The following is a 15,591-nucleotide window of genomic DNA, read 5'->3' as shown; positions in this document are numbered from 1 at the left end:
GTTATATAATGGGCTCCAATTCGTAGGCCAAGCAGTCCCGTCTCCTCACGATCCCCGACCGAGCCATATGGAAACCCGTTGGTCCGCACTGACACCTGACGTCCACAACGTCACGCCGCTCTACCTGCAGCTCGCCCGCAATCTGGCGACGGCGATTCATTGCGGCGTGTGGTCGGCGGGTGAAGCACTGCCGTCGGAGCGCTCGTTGTCCGATGCGATCGGCGTCTCGCGTATCACGGCGCGCAAGGCGATTGCGCTGCTGGTCGAGCAAGGCTTGATCCGGCGCGCGCGTGGCGCCGGCAGCTTCATCACGCCGCGCGTCGAAGATCCGCTGTCGCGTCTCACCGGCTTCACGAAGAAGATGGAGCAGCGTGGCTTCCGCCCGGATTCGATATGGCTCGAACGCGAGGTCCGCAGCGCGACGCGCGACGAGATCGTGCATCTGGGGCTGTCGCCGGGCGCGTCGGTCGCGAGCCTGCGCCGCTTGCGCCGCGCCGACGGCATCGTGATGGCGGTCGAGCATTCGTCGCTGCCCGTGTCGATCGTGTCCGATCCGCTGGCCATCGGCGGCTCGCTCTACAGCTACCTCGAACAGCGCGGCTTGCCCGTCGTGCGCGCGCTGCAACACTTTCGCGCCGTCAACGCGTCGAGCGAGATCGCCACGCTGATGGACCTCGAACAAGGCAGCGCACTGCTGCTGATCACGCGCGTGGGCTACAGCGCGGATCAGCGCGCCATCGAACTCACCGATACCTATTGCCGGGACGACTACTACGACTTCGTCGCTGAACTGCGGCTGTGACCTGGCGCGCCGAAAGGCGCGACGGCAGACAAACGGAACGCACGCGGCGCGAATCAGTCACGCACTGCATAACGCAACATCAGAGAGACTCATGCTGACCGGAAACATACTCACCCCCGAAGGCTGGATCCACGGCACGATCGAATCCGCAAACGGCCGCATCACGGCCATCACGGGCAACGCCGCCGATCCGTCGACCAATGACGCGCCGTACATCCTGCCCGGCTTCATCGACCTGCACGTGCATGGCGGCGGTGGCGCCGACGTGATGGAAGCGGGCAACGCGATCGAGGCGATCACGCGTACACATGCGCGCTTCGGCACGACGAGCCTGCTCGCCACCACGATGACGGCGCCGCGCGACGAGCTGATGGCCGTCGTCGCGGGTCTCGGCGACGTCGCGAAGAACCGCGTGCCTGGGGGCGCGCGCGTGCTCGGCGTGCATCTCGAAGGTCCGTATATCAACCCCGGCAAGCTCGGCGCGCAGCCTGACGCAGCCGTGTCGGCGGTGCTCGACGAAGTGTTGAAGTATCTGTCGATCGCTCCCATTCGCGTCGTCACGATCGCGCCGGAAATCTCCGGCCACATGGAGATCATCTCCGAGATCAACGCGCGCGGCGTGCGCGTGCAGCTCGGCCACTCGCTCGGTACGTACGACGACGCCGTCGCCGCGATGAAGCACGGCGCGCGCAGCTTCACGCACCTGTTCAACGCGATGTCGCCGCTGCATCACCGCAATCCGGGGATGGTCGGCGCGGCGCTCGCGCATGCCGAGTACGCGGAAATCATTCCCGACCTGCTGCACGTCCATCCGGGCGCGATCCGCGCCGCGATGCGCGCGATTCCGCGTCTCTACGTGGTGACGGACAGCACGTCGGCGACGGGCATGCCTGACGGCGAATATCGCCTCGGCAGCCAGCACGTGACGAAGTGCCTCGGCGGCGTGCGCCTTGCCGACGGCACGCTCGCAGGCAGCACGCTGACGATGGATCAGGCGCTGCGCAACCTCGTATCGCTCGGCCTGCCGATGGCCGATGTGTCAAACCGTATGTCCCGTTATGCCGCCGACTATCTCGGCCTCGAAGACCGCGGCCGTCTCACGCGCGGCGCGTGGGCAGACATCGTCGTGTTCGATCGCGAACTGGCGTTGACGGCGACTTACGTCGAAGGAGAATCGATTGTCGAATATGCTTAAAGAGGCGCTGGCGTCCGCTGACGTGGTCGCCGCGCAACTCAACGATACGTCGCGCGTGGAAGCGCTCGCGGCCCGTCTCGCACAGGAGCCGCGTCATGTCGCGCTGACGGTGGCGCGCGGCAGCTCGGATCACGCGGCGAGTTACTTCGCCTCGCTGACGATGAGCCGCGTCGGCCTGCCCGTCGCGTCGCTGCCGATGTCCGTCGCGACCCTTCAACAAGCGCCGCTGCAGGTGCGCAACCAGCTTGCGCTCGGGTTTTCGCAATCGGGCAAGAGCCCCGATCTGGTCGGCACGATGCAGGCGCTGCGCGAAGCGGGTGCGCTGACCGTGGCCGCCGTCAACGTGCCGGATTCGCCGCTCGAAGCAGCGTGCGAGTTCTATCTGCCGTTGCACGCCGGTCCCGAACTGAGCGTTGCGGCGACCAAGAGCTATATCGCGATGCTGTCCGTGTCGGCGCAACTCGTCGCGCACTGGCAGAAGGACGAAGCGCTGCTCGACGGCCTGAAGTCACTGCCGGACGCACTGCGCCGCGCGGGCGCACTCGACTGGTCGAAGGCCGTCGATGAACTGCGCGACGCCGAACGCATGATCGTGATCGGCCGTGGTCTGGGCCTCGCGATCGCGCAGGAAGCGGCGTTGAAGCTCAAGGAAACGTCGGGTATCCAGGCCGAGGCGTTTTCGAGCGCAGAAGTGCGTCACGGCCCGATGGAACTGATCGACCGTGACTATCCGTTGCTGGTGTTCGCCCCGCGCGGACCGGAGCAGGCAGGCCTGCTGCAACTCGCACGCGACATGCAGGCGCGCGGCGCGCGCGTGCTGCTCGCCGCACCGGACGACGTACCCGAAGCCACCTTGCCGCTCGTATCGACGGCGCACGCGGCGCTCGATCCGATTGCCGCAATCCTTTCTTTCTATGTGATGGCTGCCGGCCTCGCCGCCGCTCGCGGACGCAATCCTGATGCGCCGCGCCATCTGATGAAAGTCACCGAAACTCATTGATCGAGAGATGCAGATGCGACGTGTCGAGGAGTCCCGTTTGAAGAGCCATTCCGAAGGCCATATTGTCCTGCTCGCGCCGATGACGGGTCCCGTCGTCCCGCTCGCGAAGGTGCCCGACCCGGTGTTTTCGGGCGGCATGTTTGGCGACGGTATCGGTATCGATCCGCTGGAAGGCAAGCTCGTTGCGCCGTGCGACGGCGTCGTGATGCATCTGGCGCGCACCGGCCATGCTGTCACGATCACGACGGCAGAAGGCGCCGAAATCCTGCTGCATATCGGTATCGACACGGTCGAGCTGAACGGCAAGGGCTTTGCGCCGCTGATCGAGCAGGGCGCGACCGTGCGTGCGGGCGACGTGCTGATCGAGTTCGATCAGGATGCCGTTGCGCGCAGTGCGCCGAGTCTTGTTTCGGTGATCGCGATAGCGAACTCGGATGCGTTCGAGATCGTCGAGCGCGCTGCGGCTGATGGCGTACTCAAGGCGGGCCAGTCGCCGCTGCTTACGCTTCGCGTTCGTGACGGTGCGGCCGTGGCGGCATCGCGCGAAGCATCGAGCGTGAGCGAAGAAGCGCGTCAGACGATCGTGCTTGAACACGCCGGCGGTCTGCATGCGCGTCCCGCAGCACGGGCGCGCGAAGCGGCGCGCGGTCTCGATGCGCGCGTCGAAGTGCGTTTCGAAGGCAAGAAGGCGGCGATCGAGAGCGTCGTCGGCTTGCTCGGTTTGGGCGCGGGGCAGGGTGCGACGGTCGAGATCGTCGGTATCGGCGCGCAGGCTGGTGCGGCCGTCGAGGCGGTAGTGCGCGAACTGACGCGTGAGGCGCATGGCGAAGCGGAAGAAATGCCGGCGCGCCAGCTGTCGCCGGCACCTGTCACAGCCGTGCCGAAGACGGGTGAAGCGCTCGCACCGAACACGCTCGCGGGCGTGTGCGCGGCGCCCGGCATCGCCGTCGGCAAGCTCGTGCGTTGGGACGATGCCGACATCGATCCGCCGGAGACGACGGGCAACACGCCCGCCGCCGAAAGCCGTGCGCTCGACAAGGCGATCGCCGCCGTCGACGCCGAACTGAACACGACCGTCCGCGACGCATCGCAACGCGGCGCGCATGGCGAAGCGGGTATTTTCGCGGTGCATCGCGTGCTGCTCGAAGACCCGACGCTAATCGACGCCGCGCGCGATCTGATCAGCCTCGGCAAGAGCGCGGGCTTCGCGTGGCGCGAGGCGATCCGTGCGCAGATCGGCGTGCTGTCGAAGGTCGATGACGCGCTGCTCGCCGAACGTGCCGCCGACTTGCGCGACCTCGAAAAGCGCGTGCTGCGCGCGCTCGGTTACTCGAACGCTGCTACGCGTTCGCTGCCGGATGAAGCCGTGCTGAGCGCGGACGAATTCACGCCGTCCGATCTGTCGTCACTGGATCGCAAGCGTGTGACGGCGCTTGTGATGGCGCGCGGCGGCGCTACGTCGCACGCGGCGATCATCGCGCGTCAGGCGGGCATTCCCGCGCTGGTCGCGATGGGCGACGCGCTGCACGCGGTCGCCGATGGCACGCAGGTCGTGGTCGACGCGACGGCGGGCCATCTGGAATACGCGCCGAGCGCACTCGATGTCGAACGCGCGCGCAACGAGCGTGAGCGTCTGGCCGGCGTGCGCGAAGTGAATCGCCGCACGTCGCAGCAAGCCGCCGCCACCAGCGACGGCCGCGCGATCGAAGTCGCCGCAAACATCGCGACGCTCGACGACGCAACCACGGCCGTTGATAACGGCGCGGATGCCGTAGGCCTGCTGCGCACCGAACTGCTGTTCATCCATCGCCAGGCGGCGCCGACCGTCGACGAACATCGCCAGAGCTATCAGTCGATCGTCGAAGCGCTGAAGGGCCGCACGGCCATCATCCGTACGCTCGACGTCGGCGCGGACAAGGAAGTCGATTACCTGACGTTGCCGCCCGAACCGAACCCGGCGCTTGGCCTGCGCGGTATCCGTCTCGCGCAGGTGCGCCCGGATCTGCTCGAAGATCAGTTGCGCGGCCTGCTTGCAGTTCAGCCCGTCGGCAAGGTGCGCATCCTGCTGCCGATGGTGACGGACGTGGGCGAACTCGTGCGGCTGCGCAAGCGCATCGACGAACTCGCCGCCGAAGCGGGCCGCGCCGAGAAGATCGAAGTCGGCGTGATGATCGAAGTGCCGTCGGCGGCGCTGCTCGCCGATCAGTTGTCGAAGCACGCAGACTTCCTGTCGATCGGCACCAACGATCTCACGCAATACACGCTCGCCATGGACCGCTGCCAGCCGGATCTCGCCGCCCAGGCGGACGGCTTGCATCCGGCCGTGCTGCGCCTCGTTTCAGCGGCGGTGCAGGGCGCCGACAAGCACGGCAAGTGGGTCGGCGTGTGCGGCGCGCTGGCGGGCGATCCGCTCGCGGTGCCGCTGCTCGTGGGCCTCGGCGTGACCGAACTGTCCGTTGACCCCGTATCCGTGCCCGGCATCAAGGCGCGCGTACGCAAACTCGATTATCAGTTGTGCCGTCAGCGCGCCCAGGACGCTCTGGCGCTCGAATCGGCACAAGCGGTAAGAGCCCTGAGCCGCGAAATCTGGCCGCAAGACTGATGGCGCTTGCGTCGCAACCAGTCTGAAAAGCCAGATCCGTCAGCTCGACATTTCAACCAGCATGTAAAGCAATTACGCAACTACACGAGACAAAGGAGTGGAGGTATCAATGGATGGAAATCCGTTTCTGAAGATTCAGCGCCTTGGCCGCGCACTGATGCTGCCGATCGCGGTTTTGCCCGTCGCCGGCCTGTTGCTGCGCCTCGGCCAGCCCGATGTGTTCAACATCAAGATGATCGCCGACGCGGGCGGCGCGATCTTCGACAACCTGCCGCTCCTGTTCGCGATCGGCGTCGCTGTCGGCTTTGCGAAGGACAATAACGGCGTTGCGGCGCTGGCGGGCGCGATCGGTTATCTGATCGAAGTGGCCGTGATGAAGGACATCAACGACAAGCTCAACATGGGCGTGCTGTCCGGGATCATCGCCGGTATTGTCGCGGGGATGCTGTACAACAAGTACAAGGACATCAAGCTTCCCGATTACCTCGCGTTCTTCGGAGGGAAACGCTTCGTGCCGATTGTCACGGGGGTGGCGTGTCTGGTGTTAGGCATCGTGTTCGGCTACGCGTGGGCGCCCGTTCAGGCGGCCATCGACGCAGCCGGCCACTGGCTGACGACGGCGGGCGCAGTCGGCGCGTTCGTGTTCGGTCTGCTGAACCGTCTGCTGCTGGTGACGGGCCTGCATCACATCCTGAACTCGCTCGCGTGGTTCGTGTTCGGCTCGTTCACGCCGCCGGGCGGCGCCGCTGTAACGGGCGATCTGCACCGCTTCTTCGCGGGCGATCCGACGGCGGGCACGTTCATGACGGGCTTCTTCCCGGTCATGATGTTCGGTCTCCCCGCAGCGTGTCTTGCGATGTTCCACGAAGCGCCGAAGGAGCGCCGCGCGATGGTCGGCGGCCTGCTGTTCTCGATGGCGCTGACGTCGTTCCTGACGGGCGTGACGGAGCCGATCGAATTCAGCTTCATGTTCCTCGCGCCTGTGCTGTACGCGATCCACGCGGTGCTGACGGGTCTGTCGCTCGCGATCTGCTCGGCGCTCGGCATCAAGCTCGGCTTCACGTTCTCGGCGGGCGCGATCGACTACGTACTGAACTACGGCCTGTCGACGAAGGGCTGGGAAGCGATTCCCATCGGCATTGCGTATTCCATCGTCTACTACGGTCTGTTCCGCTTCTTCATCCGCAAGTTCAACATGGCAACGCCTGGCCGTGAGGCGGAAACGCCGGAAGTGGCCAATGAGTCGTACGCGTCTGCTGGTTATGTAGCACCTGTCGAAGGTGCGGCGGCAGCGTCGGGCACGCGCGCGCAGCGTTATATCGCGGCGCTGGGCGGTGCGGCGAATCTGTCGGTGGTTGATGCTTGCACGACGCGTCTGCGTCTGTCGGTGGTGGATTCGGAGAAGGTGTCGGAGAACGAGCTGAAGTCGATCGGCGCGCGTGGTGTGTTGAAGCGCGGTGGCGGCAACGTGCAGGTGATCATCGGACCGGAAGCGGACATGATCGCCGATGAAATCCGTACGACGATCGCGAGCGGCGGTGCGGTGGCGGCTGTTTCGCCTGCTGCTGTGTCGGCCAAGCCGGCTGCTGCTGCCGCTTCGACTCCCGCTGCGGCAACGGGCAACGGCCCGCTCGATCCGGACCCGCTGCGTTGGCTCGCCGTGTTCGGCGGCGCGACGAATGTCGTTTCGCTCGAAGCCGTCGCGGCGACGCGTCTGCGTATCGTCGTGCGCGATGCGTCGGCCGTCGATCGCCAGCGTCTCGACACGCTGAGCGTCGCGTGGGTGTCGACGGATACGTTCCACATCGTCGTCGGCGACGATGCGCAGCGTTACGCGCAGCAGTTGTCGACGCGCCTGACGGCAACGGCGTGACGTTCGTCTAAGCCTGAGCCTTTGGCAAAGGAAATCGGCGCCCCGCGGGGCGCCGATTTTCGTTTACCCGCCTACCGTTTATCCGGATCGGCGTCCGGGTCGACGGCGTTGTTCGCTTCGAGCCACATCACGTTGATGATGCCGAGCGCGAGCGCAAGTCCAATACCGAGAATCCAGCTGAAGTACCACATGGTTCGTTCCCTCTTGCGCGCGGCGTGTCAGTACATCGAATGATGGTTCTGTTCGATCGTGTCGGCCGTCACTTTGCCGCGCATCACGCGATACACCCAGCTCGTGTAGATGAGTATCAGCGGCAGAAAGATGATCACCGCGATCAGCATGATCTGCAGCGTCATCCGGCTCGACGTCGAATCCCAGACGGTGAGGCTGCTGCGTCCATCGAGCGACGACGGCATGATGAACGGAAACATTGAAAAGCCCGCCGTCAGGATCACGCCGATCACCATCAGCGACGTCGATAGAAACGCGCTGCGCTCGAAACGCGAACTCGCCAGCAGGAGCGCGAGCACACCGCCCACGACGCCCGCAATGGGCGCGGCGACCATCCACGGATACATCGCATAGTTCGTGAGCCACAGGCCCGGCGCACCGATCACGTTTTTCAGCAGCGGATTCGCGACGGTATCGAATGGCGCGGGTTCGGTGATCTGATAGCCGCCGACCAGCGTCGCGACCAGCACGCCGCCGATCAGAAACAGCGCGACCGCGACCAGCGACGCAATGCGCAGCGCAATCGATGCGCGCCGCGCGACGACGCCATCCGCCTTCATCTTGACGAACGCCGCGCCGTGCGCGACCAGCATCGACACGCTCAAGACGCCGCACAGCAAGGCGAACGGATTGAGCAATTCGAAGAAGCTGCCTTGATAGGTGACTCGCAGATCCTGATCGAACTGGAACGGCACGCCTTGCAGCAGATTGCCGAACGCGACGCCGAACACCAGCGCCGGCACGAAGCCGCCGACGAACAGCGCCCAGTCCCACGCAGTGCGCCAGCGCGGATCATCGCGCTTGCCGCGATAGTCGAAGCCGACCGGGCGGAAGAACAGCGCGAACAGCACGAGCAGCATCGCGAAGTAAAAGCCCGAGAACGACGCGGCGTAAACAAGCGGCCACGCGGCGAACATCGCGCCGCCCGCGGTGATCAGCCAGACCTGATTGCCTTCCCACGTCGCGCCGACGGTGTTGACGACAATGCGCCGCTCCGCATCCGTTTTGCCGATGAACGGCAGCAGGATTGCTGCGCCCATGTCGAAGCCGTCGGTGAGCGCGAAGCCGATCAGCAGCACGCCGATGAGCACCCACCAGATCACTTTGAGGGTTGCGTAATCCATAGCGATGTTTCCTCGTGTTTTCCTGCGACGGCAAGGGTGTCACTGTCGATGCTGCTCATGCCGCCGTGTTCGCGCCGACCGCCGGCTTCGCGGTCTGCTCGTGGTGGTAACGCCCTGTATGCAGCGACGAAGGCCCGAGCCGCGCGTACTTGAACATCAGCGTGATCTCGATGATGAAAAGCGCGGTGTAGAACACGACGAAGCCCGCGAGGCTCAGATACAGATCGCCCGCTGTCAGGCTCGACGCCGATAGCGAAGTCGGCAGAATGCCCGCGATAGTCCACGGCTGGCGCCCGACTTCCGCGACGATCCAGCCGAACTCCGCCGCGAGCCACGGCAGTGGAATCGCCCACACGGCCCAGCGCAGGAACCAGCGACGGTTGTCGCGCAGCAGCGAGCGTTGCGCGCAGAAGAAGAACGCGAGCACGAAGGTCGCGAGGAACAGGATGCCAAGGCCGACCATCAACCGGAACGACCAGAACACGGGCAGAACGGGCGGCACGGTTTTCTTTGCGGCCTGTTTGATCTGTTCGGCGGAGGCGTCGGTGACGTTCGGCGTGAACTGCTTGAGCAACAGGCCGTAGCCGAGGTCCTGCTTGTGCTGGTCGAAGGCGGCGTGTGTTGCGTCGCTGGCGTCGCCTTGCTTGATCTTTTGCAGCGCGTCGTACGCGAGCATGCCGTTGCGGATGCGTGTCTCGTTGCGCGCCATCAGTTCTTTCAGACCAATGACAGGCTCGTCGAGCGAACGCGTCGCGATGATGCCGAGCGCGTACGGCACGCGCAACGCGTAGTCGGTGCGCTCTGCCTGCTGGTTCGGAATGCCGACAATCGTGAACGGCGCGGGCGGCGGCGCGGTTTCCCATTCGGATTCGATCGCGGCGAGCTTCATCCGCTGCACTTCGCCCGTGGTGTAGCCCGATTCGTCCCCGAGCACGATCACGCATAACGTGGACGCCAGCCCGAAGCCGGCCGCGACGGCGAACGAGCGCAGCGCGAAGTCGATGTCGCGGCGCTTGAGCAGATACCACGACGACAGCCCGAGCACGAACATCGACGCCGTCACATAGCCCGCCGACACCGTATGCACGAACTTCACCTGCGCGACGGGATTGAAGATCACGGCGAACAGGCTCGACAGCTCCATGCGCATCGTTTCGTAGTTGAACTCCGCGCCGACCGGGTTGTTCATCCAGCCGTTCGCGATCAGGATCCACAGCGCGGACAGGTTCGAGCCGAGCGCGACGAGAAACGTGACCATCAGATGCTGGATGCGCGACAGCCGGTTCCAGCCGAAGAAGAACAGCCCGACGAAGGTCGATTCGAGAAAGAACGCCATCAGCCCTTCGACGGCCAGCGGCACGCCGAAAATATCGCCGACATAGTGCGAGTAGTACGACCAGTTGGTGCCGAACTGGAACTCCAGCGTGAGACCCGTGGTGACGCCCATCGCGAAGTTGATGCCGAACAGCTTGCCCCAGAACTGCGTCATGTCCTTGTAGATCGGCTTGCCCGTCATCACGTAGACGCTTTCCATGATGACGAGCAGCCACGACAGCCCGAGCGTCAGCGGCACGAATAGAAAGTGATACAGCGCCGTGACGGCGAATTGCAGGCGAGAGAGATCGACGACGTCGCTAGCGGGCATGGTTGGCACCTTGATTCGAAGGCGGCGCTGGGACGGATACGGGCACCGACAGCAGCGCCTGGGCGACCTGCGCAGGCGGTAGCGACATGTTCTGCGCCTGCGGGTGATTGAAGAACGCGAACTTGAGCGCGAACAGAAGCGCGAATTTGATCGCGAGCACGATCACGATGTCGCGGGCGAAGGTCGGACCGCGAGCCCACGCGACGATGCGGCTGGCGAGCGTGCGGCGGGTGGCATTCCTGTGATTGAGCGTTATGGCCATGTTTTATGGGCAACGACATCGCGCCGGTTGACCCGGCAGGACACAGTGCGCATCACTCGCGGCACTGGCGCATGCACAACCATTGTAGGAATGGGATGGCGGACGGGGCCGCGTCATCGTGTCGCGAGGTGGTCCGTCTCTATCACTAATAATTTACGTACTGCGCGAGGTCAAGGCAATGTCTCGACAATGACGCGTATCTGCGCAATATTTGACGACGCGCAAGAAAAAGCCCCGCCTTCGTGCGAAGAGCGGGGCTCTGTTTCGAAACGGGGGCGGCCGGTAACTGGCGCGCGCCCGCTGCTTCTCTGAGGTTACGCGTACTCGGCCAGCGCGGTGCGCATTTTCTTCATCGCGCTTGCTTCGATCTGGCGAATCCGCTCCGCCGATACGCCGAACTCGTCGGCCAGTTCGTGCAGCGTCGAGCCGCCCGAACCGTCGTCTTCCACCTGCAGCCAGCGTGCTTCGATGATGCGGCGGCTGCGCGGATCGAGCGATTCCAGCGCGCTTGCGATGCCGTCGCTATGCAGACGGTCACGCTGACGCGCGGCCAGCACGGCTGTCGGCTCGCTGTGCGAATCGGCGAGATAGGCGATCGGGGCGAATGCTTCTTCGCCGTCTTCGACCTGGCCTTCGAGCGCGATATCGCCGCCCGACAGCCGCGTTTCCATCTCGGACACTTCCTCGCGCTTCACGTTCAGCTCTTTGGCCAGGCCCTCGATCTCGTCCGGCGTGAAGGACTGCAACCCTTGCTTGTGGCTGCGCAGGTTGAAGAACAGCTTGCGTTGCGCCTTGGTCGTCGCCACTTTCACCATGCGCCAGTTGCGCAGGATGTACTCGTGGATTTCGGCCTTGATCCAATGCATTGCATAGGACACGAGGCGCACGTTCTGCGTCGGGTCGAAGCGCTTCACGGCCTTCATCAGGCCGATGTTGCCTTCCTGGATCAGGTCGGCATGCGGCAGACCATAACCGAGGTAATTACGCGCGATCGACACGACCAGTCGCAGGTGCGACAGGACTAGCTTGCGCGCCGAGCCGAGATTGTTTTGCTCGCGGTACTCGGTGGCGTACTGGCGCTCTTCCGCCGGCGTCAGCATCGGAATCCGGTTTACGGCCTGGATGTAGGCGTCGATGTTGCCCAGCTGGCCGGGCAGAAGAGAAGCGTGCGAGAGCGCCAGTGCACCTGCCGGAGCGGCCTTAGCCGACGACGGGCTCAGAGTACTCGGGAGGGTCAATGTGTTGCTCACGTAGCAGACTCCTTTATTCAGACAAATGTCCGCCAAAGCGGACCACGATGGATGTTAGCACTCTCATTTACCGAGTGCTAATACTTAGAAGCCATAGGGGCATGCAAGTTCCCTCTTTCCTATCGAAAATGCACGTTCAATAGCATCGTACCTCATCTGCGGGTTTGGCACCGAACGCTTAGCATTCCTCGGCTGCGGCATGATTCTGAAATCGTCGGTAAGATTTTTTCGGAAACAGAAGCAGTGATTTGTGAGTTTTCAGTTGTTATTAAAGGGTCAGATAGTTGCTTCTGTCTCTAGAATGTCGCTGCACGTTGCCCCTGCTAAACCTCGTACTCGGTGGACGCACGATGGAAAAAAAGAACAATTCCTCGTCTAATCTGGCACTTAAATGTGCCGTCGCTGCAGCGCTTTTCGGCGTATCGGGTCTGGCTTCGGCGGACCAGTTCGGCGTTCAGATCGCGGGCGGTCTCGCCGAGCACCACGTTCGAAAGCTCGACCTGGGCTTCGTCTGGGACCCTAATCTGACCTGGTGGGAAATCGGCGACTGGCATTTCGCGCTGATCGGCGAGGCGCACGCCGCGTGGTGGCATACGGACGAAGGCAACGATCACGACAATATCGGTGAATTCGGCGTGACGCCGGTCGTGCGGTTCATCAAGGGCTCGGGCGCGATCCGTCCATTCATCGAGGCGGGCATTGGTGTACGGGTTTTGACCCATCCGAGTATCGCGTCGAGTTACACGCTCAGTTCCGCATTCCAGTTCGCCGACATGGTGGGCGTCGGAGCGCAATTCGGCTCGCGTCAGCAGTACCAATTTGGCTACCGCTTTCAGCACATCTCCAATGCAAGTATCAAAGAGCCGAATCCTGGTATAAATTTCCAGCAGATTTACGTGCAGTACAACTTCTGACGACCGCTGCCGTTGTCGGCGCCGTCGTCGATAGGGGCGAACGCGATGCCGGCAAAAGTGATTGAAGCGATTCGCGGGCTCGAGCGCGATCGCTTTCGCGCGATGGTGGAAGGAAACGGACAGCAGCTCGACGCGCTGCTGTCGGATAGCGTCATTTACGTCCACACGAACGGCAAGCGCGAGTCGAAGCAGCAGTTCATCGACGCCATCACGGCCGGGCGCCGCCGCTACCGCCAGATCGAGGTGCAGTCGCAGGACGTGCTGCCTGTCGGCCGCGAGACTTGCGTCGTCACGGGGCGCGCGCTGATCGAGATGGAAGCGAATAGCGGCGCGCTGCTCTTTCCGATCGCCTACATGGCGATTCAGGCGCAGGAAGACGGCAAATGGCAACTGATCGCGTGGCAGGCGACGCGTTGCGCAATCGAGTGAAGCGGATCGCACCATCACTCTTTATCTGACGGAAGCCGCCTCGTGAGCGGTCCGTGCGTGCCGGCGACGGTTGAATCGCCGGCGTTTGCGCTTCTGCGGTCTTGTCTGTTCGTTTTTGCCTTGCCTCGGTTCGCCGTTACGTGACTGCTTGCCGTTACGCCGCGACGCGCCGGTCGACAGCCGCCCAACCCGCGCGATTGACGCCGCTGACTACGGCATCGACGACAGCCGTCATTTCATCCTCCGCTACGCCGATGCCGTGACGCATCGGCTGCTCGCCCACGCGGCTGGCGACGAACACGACCGTGCGGCCGTCCGTGGTGCGCGCCGTCTCGAACGATGTAATTTCGATGGTTTGCTTCGAAGCCGTCGCCATTTCTTGCGCAACGGCCTTCGCATACGCTTCATGACCGTCGACGCTCGCCGCCGCCGTCGCGGGCACGGCAATCTCGCGCTTGTTCCAGCGCACCGTCGATCCGCTGACGCGCTGCGCCGGACCGTCCGCCTCGAAATATTCGCGGGTAAAGAGCGCGCAGATCGCGTCGCCCGTCACTTCCTCGCCTGACTGATCCGCCACCGTCTGCACCGCGTGGCTGAATTCGATCTGCACGCGCCGCGGCAACACGAAGCCCATGCCGCGCTCGACCAGATACGTCGCGCCTCCTTTGCCCGACTGGCTGTTCACGCGGATCACGGCGTCGTAGCTGCGGCCGACGTCGGCGGGATCGATGGGCAGATACGGCACTTCCCAGACGGCATCGGGCTGTTGCTGCGCGAAGCCCTTGCGGATCGCGTCCTGATGCGAGCCGGAGAACGCCGTGTAGACGAGATCGCCCGCATACGGATGACGCGGATGCACGGGTATCTGGTTGCAGCACTCGACCACGCGGCGCACGGCATCGATGTCCGAGAAATCGAGGCCGGGATCGATGCCCTGCGTATAGAGATTCATCGCAAGCGTCACGATATCGACGTTGCCCGTGCGCTCGCCGTTGCCGAACAGACACCCTTCGATACGGTCCGCGCCCGCCATCAACGCGAGTTCGGCTGCGGCGACGGCCGTGCCGCGGTCGTTATGCGGATGCACCGACAACACGATGCTGTCGCGATAGCCGAGATTGCGGTCCATCCACTCGATCTGGTCGGCGTACACGTTCGGCGTCGCGGCTTCGACGGTGGCGGGCAGGTTCACGATCATCTTGTGATCGCGCGTCGGGCGCCACGTCTGCGCGACGGCGTCGCAGACTTCGCGCGCGAACGGCAACTCGGTCATGCTGAAGGTTTCGGGCGAATACTGGTAGGTCCAGTGCGTCTGCGGACGGGCGTCGGCATGTTCGCGGATGATCCGCGTGCCTTCCACTGCCAGCGCCTTCACCTCTTCCTGCGACAGCCCGAACACGATCTTGCGGAACGACGGCGCGATCGCGTTGTACAGATGGACGATCGCGCGCGGCACGCCTTCGAGCGCCTCGAACGTGCGCGCGATCAGGTCGGCGCGCGACTGCACGAGCACTTCGATGGTCACGTCGTCAGGAATGCGCTTTTCGTCGATCAGCTTGCGGACGAAATCGAAGTCGGTTTGCGACGCCGACGGAAAACCGACTTCGATCTCCTTGAAACCGATCGCGACGAGCATCTCGAAGAACTCCGTCTTCTGCGCGATGCTCAACGGCTCGATCAGCGACTGGTTGCCGTCGCGCAGATCGGTGCTCATCCAGATCGGCGCGTGCTCGATCGTACGGGTGGGCCACTTGCGGCCGGTCAAACGGACGGTGGGGAAAGGGCGGTACTTCTCGGCAGGGTTGCGCAACATGTTGAGGCCTCGTTCGATTCGTCTAGTCGTGTGCTGGGTGAGGTGGCGTCGAGCGGCTGGCGGGATGCCACAGATGCACGTCCCGCAAGCCGGGCGCTAGCGGGAGCAACGAACGGGCGCGAACAAACAGCGTCGTCTGAACGACGACGAAAGCAACGATCGGAACGGACGCCCATGCAACGTGCATTTGACCCTCGCGATTCGTCCGAGTGGTAAACGGACGAATACGGACGACTACAGGTTTTGAAGGAACTACGGATTGGGGTGAAACTGGAACTGCTTTTGAGGACCGCCGCGAGCCGCTGTGGCGACTGCGTGCGGCGCTACGCCTTGCTTACGCTAGACGTAGCGATAGGGGCCGCGCTAGGCGGCCGAGGGTAATTCGGAGGGTGTTCGGAATGGAACGCATTTTTACAAGATAAGCGAGGCGGTGGGGGGCTGTCAACCCGCC

13 protein-coding genes are annotated in these 15,591 nt (G+C 63.9%); 7 read left to right on the top strand and 6 right to left on the bottom strand.

Translation table 11 applies throughout. The features are described from left to right. Positions 1-67: 67 nt before the first annotated feature. The 5 genes from BLT65_RS11485 (at position 68) to nagE (ending at position 7,472) form a co-directional block, all read left to right on the top strand. Positions 68-802 carry a GntR family transcriptional regulator gene (locus BLT65_RS11485; protein WP_042306334.1) on the top strand — a complete coding sequence of 245 codons (735 nt, stop codon included), beginning with the start codon at positions 68-70 and terminating at the stop codon, positions 800-802. Between the two features lie 91 nt (positions 803-893). Further along, a complete protein-coding gene (gene nagA, locus BLT65_RS11480; protein ID WP_091777824.1) occupies positions 894-1,997 on the top strand; it encodes an N-acetylglucosamine-6-phosphate deacetylase in 1,104 nt (367 codons plus the stop codon). After that, positions 1,990-2,997, top strand: a complete 1,008-nt coding sequence (locus tag BLT65_RS11475; RefSeq protein WP_091777822.1) for an SIS domain-containing protein — start codon at positions 1,990-1,992, stop codon at positions 2,995-2,997. The genes nagA and BLT65_RS11475 overlap by 8 nt, the downstream gene beginning before the upstream one ends. 13 nt (positions 2,998-3,010) lie before the next feature. Continuing rightward, complete coding sequence (gene ptsP, locus BLT65_RS11470; protein ID WP_091778142.1) at positions 3,011-5,599, top strand: phosphoenolpyruvate--protein phosphotransferase; 2,589 nt, start codon at positions 3,011-3,013, stop codon at positions 5,597-5,599. A 109-nt stretch (positions 5,600-5,708) separates the two neighbouring features. Next, positions 5,709-7,472, top strand: coding sequence for an N-acetylglucosamine-specific PTS transporter subunit IIBC (gene nagE / locus BLT65_RS11465; RefSeq protein ID WP_091777820.1), 1,764 nt, complete (start codon positions 5,709-5,711; stop codon positions 7,470-7,472). A gap of 71 nt (positions 7,473-7,543) precedes the next feature. Here the strand turns inward: nagE and cydX are convergent, their stop codons facing one another. From cydX to rpoH, 5 genes are all read right to left on the bottom strand, one after another. Then, positions 7,544-7,663: a cytochrome bd-I oxidase subunit CydX gene (cydX, locus tag BLT65_RS11460; protein ID WP_042306330.1), complete on the bottom strand. Its 120-nt coding sequence runs from the start codon at positions 7,661-7,663 to the stop codon at positions 7,544-7,546. Positions 7,664-7,690: 27 nt separating this feature from the next. Next, the gene (cydB, locus tag BLT65_RS11455) at positions 7,691-8,827 is read right to left on the bottom strand and encodes a cytochrome d ubiquinol oxidase subunit II (RefSeq protein WP_091777818.1); all 1,137 of its coding nucleotides are present in this window, start codon (positions 8,825-8,827) and stop codon (positions 7,691-7,693) included. A gap of 55 nt (positions 8,828-8,882) precedes the next feature. After that, entirely contained in the window at positions 8,883-10,472 is a 1,590-nt protein-coding gene (locus BLT65_RS11450) for a cytochrome ubiquinol oxidase subunit I (RefSeq protein ID WP_042306328.1), read from the bottom strand. After that, positions 10,462-10,734, bottom strand: a complete 273-nt coding sequence (cydP, locus tag BLT65_RS11445; RefSeq protein ID WP_091777816.1) for a cytochrome oxidase putative small subunit CydP — start codon at positions 10,732-10,734, stop codon at positions 10,462-10,464. Before cydP ends, BLT65_RS11450 begins: the two co-directional genes overlap by 11 nt. Positions 10,735-11,048: 314 nt before the next feature. Then, the gene (gene rpoH / locus BLT65_RS11440; protein ID WP_042306326.1) at positions 11,049-11,984 is read right to left on the bottom strand and encodes an RNA polymerase sigma factor RpoH; all 936 of its coding nucleotides are present in this window, start codon (positions 11,982-11,984) and stop codon (positions 11,049-11,051) included. 350 nt (positions 11,985-12,334) lie between these two features. Here rpoH and BLT65_RS11435 point away from each other — a divergent pair, with 350 nt between their 5' ends. After that, positions 12,335-12,898: an acyloxyacyl hydrolase gene (locus tag BLT65_RS11435; RefSeq protein ID WP_091777814.1), complete on the top strand. Its 564-nt coding sequence runs from the start codon at positions 12,335-12,337 to the stop codon at positions 12,896-12,898. Positions 12,899-12,943: 45 nt separating this feature from the next. Continuing rightward, the gene (locus tag BLT65_RS11430; protein WP_091777812.1) at positions 12,944-13,327 is read left to right on the top strand and encodes a nuclear transport factor 2 family protein; all 384 of its coding nucleotides are present in this window, start codon (positions 12,944-12,946) and stop codon (positions 13,325-13,327) included. A gap of 154 nt (positions 13,328-13,481) precedes the next feature. Here the strand turns inward: BLT65_RS11430 and leuA are convergent, their stop codons facing one another. Then, entirely contained in the window at positions 13,482-15,140 is a 1,659-nt protein-coding gene (gene leuA / locus BLT65_RS11425) for a 2-isopropylmalate synthase (protein WP_091777810.1), read from the bottom strand. Positions 15,141-15,591 lie beyond the last annotated feature (451 nt).

Origin of the sequence: Paraburkholderia steynii (genome assembly GCF_900100565.1) — a bacterium.
In the GTDB taxonomy this organism is placed as follows: domain Bacteria; phylum Pseudomonadota; class Gammaproteobacteria; order Burkholderiales; family Burkholderiaceae; genus Paraburkholderia; species Paraburkholderia terrae.
The sequence above is the reverse complement of the archived record's forward strand: the minus strand, read 5'-3'. Positions and strand labels throughout refer to the sequence as shown.